Below are 14741 nucleotides of genomic sequence, written 5' to 3'. Positions count from 1 at the left end.
TCGTTTCCGCTCGACTTGCATGTGTTAGGCCTGCCGCCAGCGTTCAATCTGAGCCATGATCAAACTCTTCAATTTAAGATTTTGTGACTCAACGAATACTGACTTCAAAACTAATATTCATTCGCCTATTCGAAAATAAACAAAGAACATGTAATTCTAAAGCTATTACCATTCCAACAGAATGGTAATGAATTGACTGTGCCAAAATTAAGTAAACTTAATTTTGTATTGGTCACTCAGTTCATTGAAATCAAGTTTGTTACCGAAGTAACTGCCATTCCTAAGAATGACGTTTTGATATTCATCAACGAGTGCCCACACAGATTGATAGGTTTAAATTGTTAAAGAGCTTCACTTGTTGAGCGTTCCTTTTAAGCAAGGAGCCTCTCGAAGTGGACGGCCATTCTAGCGAATTAACATTCAGTGTCAAACACTTTTTGAAAATTAATTTTTTGTCGCTTTCCGTCTGACTGATTGTTGCTGAAGCCTTGTGGCGTCTGCCGTCTCAGTGGTGTCGCATTATAGGGAACCCACTCAGCTTAGCAACTACTTTTTCATAAAAAATGAATAAATAGGGGTTAACTGCCTAATAGTTCACCTAAACAGAAAAAAGAGAACATTTCTGCTCTCTTTTCGTTCAAAATCCAAAAGAATTCTTAGATAAATGCGTAAGCATCTGCGTACATATGGTCACGCTTTGCTTCTTTATTCTGAGTAAACATGTCTCTTGCAGCGCCTGCCATTTCGAAACGACCCGCAATGTAGATATCGAAATCAGCTAATGATTCGAAACTTTGCGTGATTGCTTCTAATACATTACCCGTTTGGCCGTGCCAAACTTCAGGTGCTTCTTCTACTACTGGTACAAAATGCACATTGCTGTGTTTTGCTGCAATGTCGACAAGCTCTTCTTTCGCATACAGCTGACACTCATCTTTTGCACCCCAGTATAGATGAATCTCTTTTTTACTGTTCTGCGCGATGCAGTGATCGAGAATAGAGCGCACGTAGCTAAAGCCAGTACCACCAGCAATTAGTAACAGAGGACGATCGCTTTCTTCTTTAACCCACGCATCACCGTGCGGAGCATCAATAGCTATATCGCCATCTTCAGCTTGCGCTTTCTTCATTGCCTCAACGACTTCTGAAGCGTAAGCATTGTGCTCAGCTGCACCAATGTGTAACTCAAGCTCGCCTTCATGGCGACAAGGGCTGCTTGCAATCGAAAATGGACGCTTATCTTTCTCGCCCATTTCAACCATCAGATATTGGCCCGCTTTAAAAGCGACCGGTGTTTCTGGGTGAAGTAGGATTTGGTAAGTATTACAAGCCAAAGGCTCGATAGACTTCACTTTACATTTAATAGTCATGTTCTTCCTCTTACTAACCCTTAATCGGCAAAGGTTAGAACTAAATTACTTTCTGCAAATGCTTGGCAAGCAAAAATCCAGCCTTGTTGCTGCTCTTTCTCTGTGAGCATGGGTTCAAGATGGTAACTCACTTGCCCTTCTAATTTTCTGCACATACACATCGCGCATGCGCCGACTTGGCAACGGTTTGGGAAATAGATATCGCTGTTGAGCGCAGCATCCAAGACCGTTTGCCCTTTTTCTACGGTAAAACTGATGTTTTCTGGGTATAAGACTACTTGGTAGCTCATGAAATTCCTAGCTGTTCCCAGATGCTATCAATCTTTTTAACGACATCAGGATCTTTTGTGATTGGAACACCCCACTCACGCAGGCATTCGCCTTCCCACTTATTGGTCGCATCTAGACCCATTTTTGAGTGTCCTGTTTCATTCTGTAGGAACAACGTATCTCTAGCCGGATCCATTCTTGTGGTCACCGCCCAAATAATGTCATTCCAATCACTCACGTTGACATCGCCATCACACACGATAACAAACTTGTTCTCATCAAATTGAGACCAAACCGCTTCCATGATTTTCTTACCATTACCGGCAGCTTGCTTATCAATAGACACCACAACCATGCTGGCATTGTCGTTTTGCAGGTGAATATCAATAATTTCAGGTTGAGTCTTGGTTAACTCAGCTAAGCTGCCCTCTATATGTTCACTATTTACAGGTGCTGATTCGATATCTGGCGATAGTGCTAACTCGGCATCCCACTTCTTAGTGATGTCTAAGCCCATCTTAGAGCCTAACCCAACCACAGGTGATGCAAAATCCAATGAATCGATTGGCGTGTGCTCTATCATCAAGCTATCACGTGACGGATCCATATGTTCACACATAGAAGCGGTCACTTGAGACCAGTCTCGTGCATTCACATCTTCATCGCACACCAATACAAACTTGGTGTACATGAATTGGCGTAAGAAAGACCATACACCCATCATCACTCGCTTAGCGTGACCTGGGTATTGCTTCTTCATGGTTACTACTGCCATTCGGTATGAACAACCTTCAGGTGGTAGATAGAAATCTTCAATCTCTGGGAACTGCTTTTGAAGAATAGGAACAAACACTTCATTTAACGCAACACCCAATACCGCAGGCTCATCAGGTGGACGGCCAGTATAGGTGCTGTGATAGATAGGGTTTTCGCGCATGGTTACATGAGTAACAGTGAACACATGGTGCTTTTCTTTCTCGTTGTAGTAACCAGTATGATCTCCGTAAGGCCCTTCGTCCGCGAACTCATTCGGGTCGATGTAACCTTCCATCACGATTTCCGCACTTGCAGGAACGTCTAAATCATTGCTGATTGATTTAACAACCTCAGTTTTACTACCACGTAGTAAACCTGCAAATGCGTATTCCGATAAAGTATCCGGCACTGGCGTAACCGCACCAAGAATGGTGGCTGGATCTGCTCCAAACGCTACAGAGACTGGGAATGGTTTGCCTGGGTTAGTTTCCATCCAATCACGCAGATCAAGCGCTCCACCACGGTGGGCTAACCAACGCATAATGACTTTATTCTTGCCGATTTTTTGCTGGCGATAGATGCCTAAGTTTTGGCGTTTCTTATTAGGACCGCGAGTAACCGTTAATCCCCATGTTAGCAATGGCGCGACATCGTCGGCCCAACAGCTCATCACGGGGATTTTATCTAGGTCGACGTCATCACCCTGCCATATCACTTGTTGGCATGCCGCTTTACGAAGACGTTTAGCTGGCATATTTAAGACCTGCTTAAACACCGGCAGTTTATCAAGAGCATCTTTAAAGCCTTTTGGTGGCTCAGGTTCCTTTAGGTAAGCTAACAACTTACCCACTTCACGCAGTTCTTTCACTTCCTGACGACCCATACCAATAGCCACACGATTAGGTGTACCAAATAGATTGGTTAAAACAGGCATGTCATAGCCTATTGGATTTTCAAATAAAAGAGCCGGGCCACCAGCACGTAGAGTACGGTCGCTAATCTCGGTCATTTCATAGTCTGGATCGACTGGGTGAGAAATGCGTTTCAACTGACCAATACTTTCAAGATGGTCGATAAAATCACGTAAATCTTTAAAACTCATAGGACTTCTACATGCTGATTATTCTGCGCTCAGTATATCAAAAAGGGTGACGCTGAGATCCCCCTTTTTAGTGTGGTTATTGAGAGACAAAATCCACTTTACGGTAATGCTTGCTCGATCAAAGAGCTCTTCACCTGAGGGTTATCATTGACAAGATCTTGCAACCATCGCGTATGACCTTGTTTGGCTAATTCACGGGCGACTAATGGCGCTTCATCGGCAATCGCCATCCTAGAGACAAGAAACTCCTTCACCTCTTCTGATAGCGGGTTAACCTTGGTAAGCAAAGTAATCGCTTCATCTTTCAAACGAGGGTTCTTAGTCGCAGCCATTACTTGTTCAAGTGCGAACGCTTGTTTGGTTTCAGCAAGGCGGACTAGCTCAGCTTGGCTATGATAATCGGCCTTCATTCGCCATAGAATCTTGTAGACCTCTGGGTCTTCGCTCACTTGCGCTAATCGAACCACCACCTCAGTAGAAGGTAGCCAGCTAACAATCGAGGAGGCCGTGAGTTGCTTAGTCAGATAATCAACCGCTTCAGGAGACAAACTGTCTAGCTCTCTGATTAACAATGCTTCTCGTGTTTGAACTTGATGCTCAGATCCAGATAACCACTCTTTTAGGTCGAGTTCTTGTTTCTCTGCATCTAACACAAACACCAGCGTCTTCTGGTCTTGGCGCCACTGTTTGATGAGCCGGTTGGCAATCGAAGGGTAATTAAAGGCAGGTACCGTAAACTCATAACCATCTCCACGCTCTAAAACTTGGTAAGTTGGCGTGATAGCGAGTTGCTGCTCAATGAAGATAGACATCTTGGGGGTGAGGACAATTTTTTGCTGTTCGAGCTTCTTCAAGAGTTGGTAACGAGCCACTTCTTGTTGGGGAAATGTCAGACGCTCAAGCGCGAAGCGCAGCGAATTAACTTCGTCACGTACGACAAATTCGAGTAATTCAGCAGTTTTCAGTTTTACTTGATCATTCTCAAGCCAAGACTCTACTGTAATTGGAGACATCTCGGTGGCATAGCTCATACCGACCGGGGAAAGTAACAGTGAAGTAGACAGGAGTAATGATGACAACAGTCCATGTTGCATTTTAACTTCCTTTTAACACTTTTGCTCATTCTGCAAGCTGTCGCTATAAAATGCAAATAAAAAGCGCCACCCGAAGGCAGCGCTTTTTAATAACTATCAGCTAATCAAGACTACTGACGACGCATTGCGTCAAAGAACTCATCGTTCGTTTTAGTCATTGCTAACTTATCGATAAGGAATTCCATTGCATCAGTTTCGCCCATAGGGTGAACAATCTTACGCAGGATCCACATCTTCTGTAGTTCATCGCTCTTAGTAAGAAGCTCTTCACGACGAGTACCAGAGCGGTTGAAATCAATCGCTGGGAATACGCGCTTTTCAGCAATCTTACGGTTAAGGTGCAGTTCCATGTTACCTGTACCTTTGAATTCTTCGTAGATTACTTCATCCATCTTAGAACCAGTATCAACCAGTGCAGTTGCGATGATAGTTAAGCTACCGCCTTCTTCTACGTTACGTGCCGCACCGAAGAAACGCTTTGGACGATGTAGAGCATTCGCATCAACACCACCAGTAAGAACTTTACCTGATGAAGGAATAACAGTGTTGTAAGCACGAGCTAGACGAGTGATTGAGTCCAGTAGGATAACCACATCTTTCTTGTGTTCAACAAGACGCTTCGCCTTCTCGATTACCATTTCTGCTACTTGTACGTGGCGAGATGCTGGCTCATCGAAAGTCGATGCGATTACTTCGCCTTTAACTAGGCGCTGCATTTCTGTTACTTCTTCTGGACGCTCATCGATAAGTAGAACCATTAGTTCACACTCAGGATGGTTGCGTGCAATGCTTTGTGCAATATTTTGCAGAAGCATTGTTTTACCTGCTTTAGGCGGAGCAACAATCAGACCACGCTGGCCTTTACCTATAGGTGAAGCAAGGTCAAGAATTCGAGCTGTGATATCTTCAGTCGCACCATTACCCGCTTCCATCACCATACGTTCGTTGGCGTGAAGAGGAGTCAGGTTTTCAAAAAGGATTTTGTTACGAGCGTTGTCTGGCTTGTCGTAGTTAACCGTGTTTACTTTAAGCAGTGCAAAGTAACGTTCGCCATCTTTAGGTGGACGGATTTTACCGCCAATCGAGTCACCGGTGCGAAGGTTAAAACGACGAATCTGGCTTGGTGATACGTAAATATCATCTGGCCCAGCAAGGTACGAACTGTCGCCGCTACGCAGGAAACCAAAACCGTCTTGAAGAATTTCTAGAACACCATCACCAAAGATGTCTTCACCACTTTTTGCATGCGCTTTAAGGATGGAGAAGATAATGTCTTGTTTTCTTAGGCGAGCTTGATTTTCAAGACCTAGGCTTTCGCTAAGTTTAACAAGTTCAGACACAGGTCTGTTCTTCAGTTCAGTAAGATTCATAGTGGTGGAAGTTTGTTTAGTCAAAATAGGATCTGTTTTCTTAAGTTAAGAAGGAGTTGGTCACAGGATCGACCAAGAAGAGAAATTCGTTCAATTAACGTGCGATAAATTAGCACTAAAACTAAGACTAGTCCATAGCTTAGAAAAAACAAAACCGCGCATTTGTTAACTGCGCGGTTTCTTTTCAAAGGCTCACCTAATTAAAGGTTAGCGTCTAGGAACTCTTTAAGTTGAGTTTTAGACAATGCACCAACTTTAGTTGCTGCTACGCCGCCATCTTTGAAAAGAAGCAGCGTTGGAATGCCACGAATACCAAATTTTGGTGGAGTTCCAGCATTTTGGTCGATATTTAATTTACCGATTGTGAGCTTGCCTTCGTACTCGTTTGCGATTTCATCAAGAATCGGCGCAATCATTTTACATGGACCACACCATTCTGCCCAAAAATCAACAAGAACAGGGCCTGCAGCATTGATTACATCGTTATCAAAACCGTCATCAGTTAGCTGCAAAATCTTATCACTCATCTTCCACTCCAATGTATTTTTTAGAACTGGTTGGATGATAACCAGTAAATAGATGCCCTATTGGAATGTATTTACTTTCGTATTGCAAGCTTAAGCTGATATTCTATAGCAATGAAAAAGACGCATATCACAGAGCAAAAGTTCGCCGACTTGGATTTACTTCCTCAAGTCATTGAAGGATTGGAGAAAAAAGGGTTCGATTATTGTACCCCTATCCAAGCCTTGGCGCTCCCGGTACTGCTCACCGGCCAAGACATTGCAGGCCAGGCCCAAACGGGTACTGGTAAAACGCTTGCGTTTCTAACTGCTACTTTTAACCACCTGCTAAAAACACCTGAGCATGAAGGGCGTAAGCCTAACCAGCCACGTGCAATTATTATGGCACCAACGCGTGAACTCGCGATTCAGATCTACAACGATGCTGACTCTCTGGTTGAAAGCACGGGTATCAAAGCAGCACTCGCTTACGGTGGCGAAAGCTACGACAAGCAACTAGGTAAAATCGAAGAAGGCGCAGATATCTTAATTGGTACGACTGGCCGCATCATCGATTTCTACAAGCAAAAGGTATTTAACCTTAACCACATTCAAGCGGTTGTGCTTGATGAAGCCGATCGTATGTTTGATCTGGGCTTTATTAAAGACATTCGCTTCTTGTTCCGCCGTATGCCTGAGCCAAAAGATCGCCTGAACATGCTGTTCTCTGCGACGCTGTCTTACCGCGTACAAGAGCTAGCGTTCGAGCACATGCACAACCCAGAGCACGTGGTTGTTGAGCCTGAGCGTAAAACAGGTCACCGCATTCAAGAAGAGCTGTTCTACCCTTCTAACGAACATAAGATGGCTCTTCTGCAAACGTTAATCGAAGAAGAATGGCCAGATCGCGCAATCATCTTCGCTAACACGAAGCACAAATGTGAATCAGTTTGGGGCCACTTGGCTGCCGATGGTCACCGTGTAGGCCTGCTAACTGGCGATGTTCCTCAGAAGAAACGTGAAAAAATTCTTGAGCAGTTCACCAAAGGTGATGTTGACCTTCTTGTCGCAACCGATGTTGCAGCACGTGGCCTACACATTCCTCAAGTAACACACGTATTCAACTTTGACCTGCCAGACGATTGCGAAGATTACGTTCACCGTATCGGTCGTACAGGTCGTGCTGGTGAAAGCGGTCACTCGATCAGCTTTGCTTGTGAAGATTACGCAATCAACTTGCCACCAATCGAAGAATACATTGAGCATGCTATCCCAATGTCTGACTACGATGCTTCTGCACTATTAGAAGATCTGCCAGCACCGATGCGCTTACGTACACGTAACCCGCAACAACGCCGCTCAAACAACAATGGCCCACGCAACGGTAACCGTAAACCAAACCAGAACCGTCGCCCACGCCAACCGCGTCATAACAAGGAAGCTTAGTCGCTTATGAGTCAAACAGTGTCACCCCCGCTTTATGCTGCAATCGACCTCGGGTCGAACAGTTTTCATATGCTCGTTGTGCGTCACATCGATGGCAGCGTACAAACTATGGCTAAGATTAAGCGTAAAGTGCGTTTAGCAGCAGGCTTAAATGAAAATAATGCGCTTAGTACAGAAGCTATGCAGCGCGGTTGGGACTGTTTGAGTCTCTTTGCAGAGCGACTGCAAGATATTCCGAAAGAAAATATCCGCATTGTGGGTACAGCGACCCTACGTACCGCTATCAATGTGGATATATTTCTAGAGAAAGCGAACCAGATCCTTGGTTACGACATCAATGTTATCTCTGGTGAAGAAGAAGCTGCGACTATCTATAAAGGCGTAGCACACACTTCTGGTGGCAGCGGCCGCCGACTGGTCGTTGATATTGGTGGCGCAAGCACCGAAATGATCATAGGTGAAGGCTTCTCAGCGAAAGCACTAACTAGCCTGAAGATGGGCTGTGTTACCTGGCTTGAGCGCCACTTTAAAGATCGCCAATTAACCGCAACCAACTTTAACAATGCCATTGAAGCGGCTAAGTCTACGTTGGCTCCTATCCTAGATAGCTACACTGATATCGGATGGGATGTGTGTGTTGGTGCCAGTGGTACCGTTCAAGCACTGCAAGAAATCATGTTGGCGCAAGGCATGGATGAAGTCATTACTCATGCCAAGCTTAAGCGTTTACAGAAACAAGCTATGATTACCGAGCGCTTGGAAGAGCTAGAAATAGAAGGATTGACCCTAGAGCGTGCATTAGTGTTCCCAAGTGGCCTTTCTATTCTTATCGCTATTTTTGAGCTACTTGAAATAGATTCAATGACACTCGCAGGCGGCGCACTCCGTGAAGGCCTAGCCTACGAGATGGTGGATGAACTTCGCCAAGAAGATATTCGTGCGCGTACCATCAAGAGCGTGCAATCACGTTACCAAATGGACGTAAGCTACGGTGAACAAGTTGCTGTCGTCGCACAAACTCTGTTAGAGCAAGCGGGCGCCGAAGAGTGGGTTTCAGAACCTCAAGCTGGCGTGCTATTGCAAACCGCAGCTAAGCTTCATGAGATTGGTTTAACCATCGATTTCAAAAAAGGCGGCGAGCACAGCGCTTACCTACTGCAGAACTTAGACCTGCCAGGCTTTACTCGAGCGCAAAAGCACTACTTGGGTGAGTTAACACGTCGCTACCGTGAACAGTTAACCTCATTGCCAGAGCAACATGCAATCTCAGGCACCAGCAGCAAGCGTATTTTACGAATTCTGCGTTTAGCTATTTTGCTGACCCACCGTCGCAATCCAGCGCTAGAGCCTGAGTTTAAGCTTGCAACCGATGGTAACAACCTGACCTTAACGCTTTCTAAGCAATGGCTAGCAGACAACCCGCTGACCGCTGCTGAGCTAGAGATCGAGTCGAATAGACAAACCGATATTGGCTGGCCATTGAATATTGAATGCCTCTGATATTAATATCTGACGCTAGAAATTAAAAAAGCCCAAGTTAGTAGACTAACTTGGGCTTTTTCTTATCGCTGCATTAATGCTTTGTGTTACAAATCTCAAACTTAAGCGTTAACACCTGTCGCTTTAAAATCAGGGTTCACTGCGGTTAACTTCTTAACCACGTAATTAAGAAGCACACCGTACATAGGCACGAACAAACCTAAGCTGATGATAAGCTTGAATCCGTAGTCGACCAACGCAATCTCAGTCCAGTGCTCAGCCATGAATGGATCTGGGCTTTGGTAGAAGGCAATCGCAAAGAACGCGATGGTATCAATGGCATTACCAAAAAGTGTCGAACACGTTGGCGCAACCCACCATTGCTTCATTTGGCGTAAGCGGTTGAACACATGCACATCCAAGATCTGACCGAGCAAATAAGCCATGAAGCTTGCCGCTGCGATGCGTGCAACAAACAGGTTGAACTCGCCTAGTTGGCTAAAGCCTTGGAATGAACCTTCAAAGAACACCACAGACAATAAATAAGAAACGGCCAGTGCAGGCAACATCACTAAGAAAATGATTTTACGAGCAAGCTGCGCGCCAAAAATGCGTACTGTGAGGTCGGTCGCTAGGAAGATAAACGGGAAAGTGAAAGCACCCCAAGTGGTGTGCATACCGAAGACGGTAAAAGGTAGCTGAACCAAATAGTTGCTTGACGCAATAATGATCAAATGGAACAAAACTAATAGTGCTAGGGCTTTGCGCTGTTGCGCAGGGGTAAAGTTACTCATGCTGTACCTTTTTAGTTTGGTTTGGGGGTGAGGGAACCCAAATCGAGTCATTTCTTCGAATAATCCAAGAAAGCTCTTACCAATAATGTGAATTAAAAATGTTTCTATAATTTGCTCTATTGAGCGGCGGGCGATTATACATTAATCAATATTAGCTGCAACGGTGAGAACAGACGCAATCGTTTATCCTCACTTTTATTGGTGAATGACGCTAGAATCTCTGTTTTTTAAAGCTATGTTTTTAGAAGCTATGCTAAACGTTAGAAACCATGCTTGAAGTTAGAAGCCGTGCTAAAAGTTAGAAGCCGCGCTTGAAAAGCGTCGCGAGATAATCGAACTCTTCTCGGCTTTCTTCAGCGTTTAGCGACTCAAACCAGATTGATTCACTGTAATGCTCAGACTTTAAAAACATTCGACAATCTTCAAAATCAATCAACCAAGAGTGCATATCGGCGTCCCATTGTTTTTCAACAACAGACGCTGACAGTAACGCCACCAGCTTTTCACCTAACACTTCGTAAGAATCAAAATCAAAACTTGGAGACGTAATCAATAAACGTCCTTCCTCAGCCAAATACTCTCTTAAGCCAAATTCTGTTGGTGTTGTCATGTCCCTATCAACCTTATTCTTTTTCTATGAGCTAATGGTTTTTATAAGCTAAACACTTCTGAAAACTAGCAATTAGCCGTGTGTAGTGATGTGTTCTTGAATCAAATCTAAGAATGGATCAGCGTACTTATCCAGTTTGCGTTGACCAACGCCATTCACTGCCAGCATCTCGCCATAAGATGTGGGTAGGATTTCAGCCATATCAATCAGCGTCGCGTCACTGAATACCACATAAGGTGGTAAGCCATCTTCATCTGCAATCGACTTACGCAGCTTTCGCAGTTTCGCAAACAGCTTCTTATCGTAGTTCTTACTGCTCAGCTTGTCGGACTTCGCATTACGCACCGCGGTATCTAAACGAGGAACAGCCAACTCCAAAGACATCTCACCACGCAGTAACGGGCGGGCTTCTTCTGTTAACTGTAATGTCGAGTTACGAGTGATGTTTTGGAACAACAAACCTTTGTGAATCAGCTGACGGAAGATACTGATCCAGTAATCGTGGCTGTGATCGCGGCCAATACCGTAAGTAGACAACTTATCGTGACCATTATCGCGCACACGGATGTTCTGCATGCCACGCATCACTTCCACCACGTAGCCCATACCAAACGACTGATTGACACGGTACACACAAGACAATGCCTTCTGCGCTTCTTTAGTCGCATCAAAATGCTTAGGTGGATCGAGGCAGATATCGCAGTTGCCACATTGCTTCTCGCGATATTCGCCAAAATAGTTCAATAGAACCTGACGACGACAGGTTTGCGCTTCGGCAAAGGCACTCATCGCGTTCAGCTTGTGCATCTCAACTTGTTTCTGTGGGCCTTCTTCTTTCTCATCCAGCATGCGACGAAGCCAACCCATATCAGCCGGGTCAAACAGCATCATCGCTTCAGCAGGTAAACCATCACGACCCGCACGGCCAGTCTCTTGATAGTAAGATTCGATATTGCGTGGAATATCAAAGTGCACCACAAAGCGCACGTTGGGTTTATTGATACCCATACCGAAGGCCACAGTCGCTACCACGATCTGAATATCATCACGTTGGAAAGCTTCTTGAACGTAAGCACGTTCGTCGGTATCCATGCCAGCATGGTAACCCGCAGCGCGAATACCGTTATTGCACAGCTTCTCGGTCACCATCTCCACTTTCTTGCGACTACCACAGTAGATGATGCCGCAATTGCCTTTCTGTGTTTCTAGGTAGCGAACCACCTGTGACACGGGCTTATGCTTCTCAACCAAGTTGTAACGAATATTAGGGCGATCGAAGCTACCTAAATGCGTATGCGGATCCACCAACTGCAAACGCGAGATAATATCTTTGCGCGTCGCATCATCAGCGGTTGCCGTTAGCGCCATATAAGGCACATGCGGAAAATACTGTTTAAGCTGGCCTAATGATGCATATTCAGGGCGGAAATCGTGTCCCCACTGAGAGATACAGTGCGCTTCATCGACCGCAATCATCGAAAGCGGTAAGCCTTGTAGACGCTCGATAAAGTCACGCATCAACACACGCTCTGGCGAGACATACACCATTTTCAACTGACCTGAGTTCATACGATTAAAGACCGAGATCAGATTCTCACGCGGCATTGACGAGTTAATGCACTCTGCCGCGACGCCGTTAGCTTTCAGCTGATCAACCTGGTCTTTCATCAACGAAATCAGCGGTGAGATAACCAGAGTCAGCCCTTCACGAACCAAAGCCGGGATTTGGTAACACAGAGATTTACCGCCACCGGTTGGCATAATCACCAAGCTGTCTTTGCCCTCAACGGCCAAATCAATGACCTCTTGCTGACCATCGCGAAAGCTTTGATAGCCGAACACATCTTGCAAGATGGTTTGCGCATCATTCGCGGGAGTTGGTATTTGCTCAGCAATCAGAGTGGCGGTCATTATGGTTCCTAATCGAGGTATGAAATCAGCAAGCATCTTCGGCAAGCAAGTCGCACATTGTAGAGGGGAACGCTGGCGAATTAAACCGCAAATTGTTAGGTGAAAAGGGTTATCGCTCCTATACTGACCAACTCTCTTATAAATCTTATTAATAAGCACTCAGTGCTAGAGAAAGATGCATGACACAGGAAGAACAACAACGTACGCGCCAGGGAGTTTTGCTTGCCGTCGGCGCCTACACCATGTGGGGGATCGCCCCTATATATTTCAAATCTTTAAGTGACGTATCCCCGTTAGAGATCCTTAGCCACCGTGTAGTATGGTCCTTTTTCCTACTCGCTTTCTTACTGCACATTGGCCGCAGCTGGCGTAAAGTCCGCGACATCCTGACCTCGAAACCAAAAATGCTCTATTTGGTGGCGACGTCTATTTTGGTGGGCGCTAACTGGCTTATTTTTATTTGGGCGGTGAATTCCAATCACATGCTTGATGCCAGCTTGGGGTATTACATCAACCCACTGATTAACGTGTTGCTCGGGATGCTCTTCCTCGGCGAACGCTTACGTAAGCTGCAATGGTTTGCAGTGGCTCTTGCTGCGATTGGCGTATTAATCCAATTAATTGCCTTCGGTTCAGTGCCGATCGTCGCCATTGCCCTAGCCTTTAGCTTTGGTTTTTATGGTTTACTGCGTAAAAAGGTGAGCTTAGAAGCGCAAACCGGTTTGTTCATTGAGACTCTGGTTATGTTGCCTCTCGCAGCAACGTACCTACTGTTTATTGCTGATAGTCCAACCTCGGACTTCTCAATGAACCCAATGCAACTTAATCTATTACTGGTTGCGGCTGGTGTTATTACCACCATTCCACTGCTGTGCTTTACTGGTGCCGCAACACGCTTGAAGCTATCGACCCTCGGCTTCTTCCAGTACATTGGACCAAGCTTAATGTTCTTGTTAGCGGTGCTGATTTATGGCGAAGCGTTTACCAGTGACAAAGCGATTACCTTCGCCTTTATTTGGGGAGCGTTGGTGATATTCAGCTTTGACGGTCTGCGTAACAACAGAAAGAACAAACGCGCTAAGCAGTAACACTGATCGTTTTTTACAAGACAATCCCTTAATACGAAGATAAGCTTGGTTGAATTGATGACTATTTGACCAAGCTTTTTTGTACCATGGATAAAGTCCACTATTACTCTACCCCAACAGAAGATATCAGCCTGATCCAAGCTCAATACCAAGAGTTTGCTTTTCAGCGCCACTATCATTTGGACTTTCATATTGGTTTAATTACCCAAGGACAGCAGAAATTCGTCTATAAAGGGACGAGCCATAATGTTGGTGCTGGCCAAGTTGTTATCATGCCACCCGATGAGCTGCATGATGGGCACTCCAAACTCGATTCGGGTTATCAAGTCAGTGTGTTTGCCGTGTCTCCCCAATGGTTTCAAGATCTTGCCGATCCCAAGAAGAATGGTCACACATTAGGCTTTTCTGAGTTGATCCTCTCCGATCAAGCTGCATTTTCACAATTACGCAACTTACACGGCCTATTAATCCATCAAAACATCAGCCAGCTCGCTCAAGATTGCTTACCTTTCGAAGGGTTCTCGACGATTGTCGATCGTTATGCGAAATTTGGATCGAAGAGTGACATCAAACTGGGTAATCAATCGATTGATACACTCAAAGACTACTTGATGGCGAACTTGGATCAACCAGTGCGATTAGAACAATTGTCTGAGTTGTGTGGTTTAACCACGACTCAATTCCAACGCCATTTTAAAAACAGAATGGGCATTACGCCTTATGCATGGCTGAGCCGTTTACGTATGGAACAGAGCATGCGTCTGATTAAGTCTGGGATATGTGGTACCAAGGTCGCGCACCAAGTAGGCTTCTATGACCAAGCACACTTCTCTAAGGCTTTCAAAACCACGTTCGGTGTACCACCCTCACAAATCAACTAAGTGTTGATAATTTACAATTGCTCGATTTCAAATCACGGTAAGCTACGCTCAATACGATTACTTATTT

Annotated in this window: 13 protein-coding genes and 1 rRNA gene; 4 read left to right on the top strand and 10 right to left on the bottom strand. The window is 45.1% G+C overall.

Annotated elements, in window-relative coordinates:
- From NX845_RS22885 to trxA, 7 genes are all read right to left on the bottom strand, one after another.
- A 16S ribosomal RNA gene (locus tag NX845_RS22885) occupies positions 1–75 on the bottom strand; the annotation flags it as partial.
- Positions 76–656: 581 nt separating this feature from the next.
- On the bottom strand, positions 657–1370 hold the full coding sequence (gene fre, locus NX845_RS22880) for an NAD(P)H-flavin reductase (protein ID WP_017095446.1): 714 nt from the start codon (positions 1368–1370) through the stop codon (positions 657–659).
- Positions 1371–1390: 20 nt separating this feature from the next.
- Positions 1391–1660 (bottom strand): 2Fe-2S iron-sulfur cluster-binding protein, encoded by a 270-nt coding sequence (locus NX845_RS22875; protein ID WP_017081534.1) that lies wholly within the window; start codon positions 1658–1660, stop codon positions 1391–1393.
- The gene (gene ubiD, locus NX845_RS22870; protein ID WP_017095447.1) at positions 1657–3498 is read right to left on the bottom strand and encodes a 4-hydroxy-3-polyprenylbenzoate decarboxylase; all 1842 of its coding nucleotides are present in this window, start codon (positions 3496–3498) and stop codon (positions 1657–1659) included. Before ubiD ends, NX845_RS22875 begins: the two co-directional genes overlap by 4 nt.
- A gap of 98 nt (positions 3499–3596) precedes the next feature.
- Positions 3597–4592, bottom strand: coding sequence for a hypothetical protein (locus NX845_RS22865; RefSeq protein WP_004736631.1), 996 nt, complete (start codon positions 4590–4592; stop codon positions 3597–3599).
- Positions 4593–4702: 110 nt separating this feature from the next.
- Entirely contained in the window at positions 4703–5962 is a 1260-nt protein-coding gene (gene rho / locus NX845_RS22860; protein WP_029222011.1) for a transcription termination factor Rho, read from the bottom strand.
- 200 nt (positions 5963–6162) lie between these two features.
- A complete protein-coding gene (trxA, locus tag NX845_RS22855) occupies positions 6163–6489 on the bottom strand; it encodes a thioredoxin TrxA (RefSeq protein ID WP_004736635.1) in 327 nt (108 codons plus the stop codon).
- A gap of 111 nt (positions 6490–6600) precedes the next feature.
- Here trxA and rhlB point away from each other — a divergent pair, with 111 nt between their 5' ends.
- A complete protein-coding gene (gene rhlB / locus NX845_RS22850) occupies positions 6601–7911 on the top strand; it encodes an ATP-dependent RNA helicase RhlB (RefSeq protein ID WP_004736636.1) in 1311 nt (436 codons plus the stop codon).
- Positions 7912–7917: 6 nt separating this feature from the next.
- On the top strand, positions 7918–9411 hold the full coding sequence (gene gppA, locus NX845_RS22845; RefSeq protein WP_017081537.1) for a guanosine-5'-triphosphate,3'-diphosphate diphosphatase: 1494 nt from the start codon (positions 7918–7920) through the stop codon (positions 9409–9411).
- Positions 9412–9512: 101 nt separating this feature from the next.
- Here gppA and NX845_RS22840 read toward each other — a convergent pair whose 3' ends face one another.
- From NX845_RS22840 to recQ, 3 genes are all read right to left on the bottom strand, one after another.
- Complete coding sequence (locus tag NX845_RS22840) at positions 9513–10184, bottom strand: 7-cyano-7-deazaguanine/7-aminomethyl-7-deazaguanine transporter (protein ID WP_009848193.1); 672 nt, start codon at positions 10182–10184, stop codon at positions 9513–9515.
- A 298-nt stretch (positions 10185–10482) separates the two neighbouring features.
- A complete protein-coding gene (locus NX845_RS22835) occupies positions 10483–10794 on the bottom strand; it encodes a DUF3630 family protein (RefSeq protein ID WP_009848192.1) in 312 nt (103 codons plus the stop codon).
- A gap of 72 nt (positions 10795–10866) precedes the next feature.
- Positions 10867–12705, bottom strand: a complete 1839-nt coding sequence (gene recQ / locus NX845_RS22830; RefSeq protein ID WP_004736641.1) for an ATP-dependent DNA helicase RecQ — start codon at positions 12703–12705, stop codon at positions 10867–10869.
- Positions 12706–12884: 179 nt separating this feature from the next.
- Here recQ and rarD point away from each other — a divergent pair, with 179 nt between their 5' ends.
- On the top strand, positions 12885–13793 hold the full coding sequence (gene rarD / locus NX845_RS22825) for an EamA family transporter RarD (RefSeq protein ID WP_102576333.1): 909 nt from the start codon (positions 12885–12887) through the stop codon (positions 13791–13793).
- A gap of 86 nt (positions 13794–13879) precedes the next feature.
- Positions 13880–14674, top strand: a complete 795-nt coding sequence (locus NX845_RS22820; protein ID WP_017077762.1) for an AraC family transcriptional regulator — start codon at positions 13880–13882, stop codon at positions 14672–14674.
- The last annotated feature ends 67 nt before the right edge of the window (positions 14675–14741 follow it).

Source organism: Vibrio sp. NC2 (genome assembly GCF_025195005.1).
GTDB lineage: Bacteria > Pseudomonadota > Gammaproteobacteria > Enterobacterales > Vibrionaceae > Vibrio > Vibrio splendidus.
The sequence above is the reverse complement of the archived record's forward strand: the minus strand, read 5'-3'. Positions and strand labels throughout refer to the sequence as shown.